2 protein-coding genes are annotated in these 1,541 nt (G+C 59.0%); both read left to right on the forward strand.

Going from position 1 to position 1,541, the window contains the following annotated elements; all coding sequences use genetic code 11:
- Nucleotides 1-77 precede the first annotated feature (77 nt).
- On the forward strand, nucleotides 78-770 hold the full coding sequence (urtE, locus tag AC1D0Z_RS21430) for an urea ABC transporter ATP-binding subunit UrtE (RefSeq protein ID WP_477660174.1): 693 nt from the start codon (nucleotides 78-80) through the stop codon (nucleotides 768-770).
- A 156-nt stretch (nucleotides 771-926) separates the two neighbouring features.
- Nucleotides 927-1,541: DUF817 family protein (locus tag AC1D0Z_RS21435; RefSeq protein WP_477660175.1), on the forward strand; the 615-nt coding region annotated here is incomplete at its 3' end.

Below are 1,541 nucleotides of genomic sequence, written 5' to 3' on the forward strand. Positions count from 1 at the left end.
CCCCCGGCCAGCCGTCCTTGGCAAAGACCACAGCCGCTCAAATAAAAAACCGCCCTCGGCAGAGTAAGGAAATCCACATGCTCATAGCCAAAAACATCAATCAATACTACGGCGGCTCCCACATCCTCAGAGACGTGAGCCTCGAATCTCACCTGGGCAAAGTCACCGTGCTGCTGGGCCGCAACGGTGTGGGCAAGACCACGCTGCTCAAGTCGCTCATGGGTCTGGTCCCCATCAAGACCGGCACGATCGAATTCGACGGCAAGGCCATTCAAGCCGCGACGCCCTACGAACGCGCCCGTGCCGGCATAGGCTTTGTCCCGCAAGGAAGGGAAATCTTCGCGCGTCTCACGGTGGAAGAGAACCTCCGCATGGGCCTGGCCTACAAGAGCGCTTCAACCCCCATCCCCGCCGAGCTGTATGAGCTGTTTCCGGTGCTCAAGCAAATGCTGAACCGGCGCGGCGGTGATTTGTCGGGTGGGCAGCAGCAACAGCTGGCCATTGCACGCGCGCTGGCGGCCAAGCCCAAGCTGTTGATTCTGGACGAGCCCACTGAAGGTATTCAGCCCAGCATCATCAAGGACATCGGCCGCGTGATCCGCATGCTGGCCGACCGCGGTGACATGGCCATCCTGTTAGTGGAGCAGTACTACGACTTTGCGCAGGAGCTGGCCGACGACTACCTGGTGATGGAGCGCGGCGAATTCATTGCACGCGGCCAGGGCAAGGACATGGAAACCAACGGCGTGCGGCAGCTGGTGGCGATTTAAGCAGGCCGCCTGCCGTCGCCTTGCGTCAAAGCCCGGTGTGTCCGGGCTTTTTTGTTCCTGCAGGCATGCCGGTATTCGTATCAGTTTCGCGAACGTAGAATCGCAGCGGTCGCCGAAACAAAACGGCTAAAAACAATCAAAAAAAGGTAGATGCCGATGGCGTTGCTTGCGTTGGACAACTGGCTGATCCAGGCGAAATCTCATGAGGGTCTGTCGGGCTTCCGCCGCTTTCTGGTGGAGTTTGGCTGTTTCGGCCTCAAGGAAGCCAGGGCCTGCCTCTTTGCGGGGCTGTTCTTTGCAGCGGTGTTCCTTGTGCCGCGGGCAGGCGTGGCCGGTGTTCCGCGCTACGACCTTCTGCTTTTGATTGCGCTGCTGATTCAAGGCTGGATGGTGYTGGCCAAACTGGAAACCCTGGACGAGCTGAAAGCCATCTGCCTTTTCCATGGGGTGGGGTTTGCGCTGGAGGTCTTCAAGACTTCCGGGTCCATCCAGTCATGGAGCTACCCGGACTTTGCCTATACGAAAGTGTTGGGCGTTCCGCTGTTTTCCGGCTTCATGTATGCGGCGGTCGGGAGCTACATCATCCAGGCGTGGCGGCTGTTTGACCTGCGTATCCGGCATCACCCGCCTTACTGGATGGCCGTGGTGATTGCGCTGCTGATTTACGGCAACTTCTTTACGCACCATTACTGGGGCGACTACCGCTGGTACATCGCGGCCTGCCTGGCTGGTTTGTACGCCAGGTCTTCGGTGATCTACCGGCCTTATGAC

This window comes from Polaromonas sp. P1_E3, from assembly GCF_056405935.1.

What these genes read in the sequence shown, in the direction of transcription:
- urtE (WP_477660174.1), top strand. Translation starts at nt 78, where the DNA reads ATGCTCATAGCCAAAAACATCAATCAATACTACGGCGGCTCCCACATC.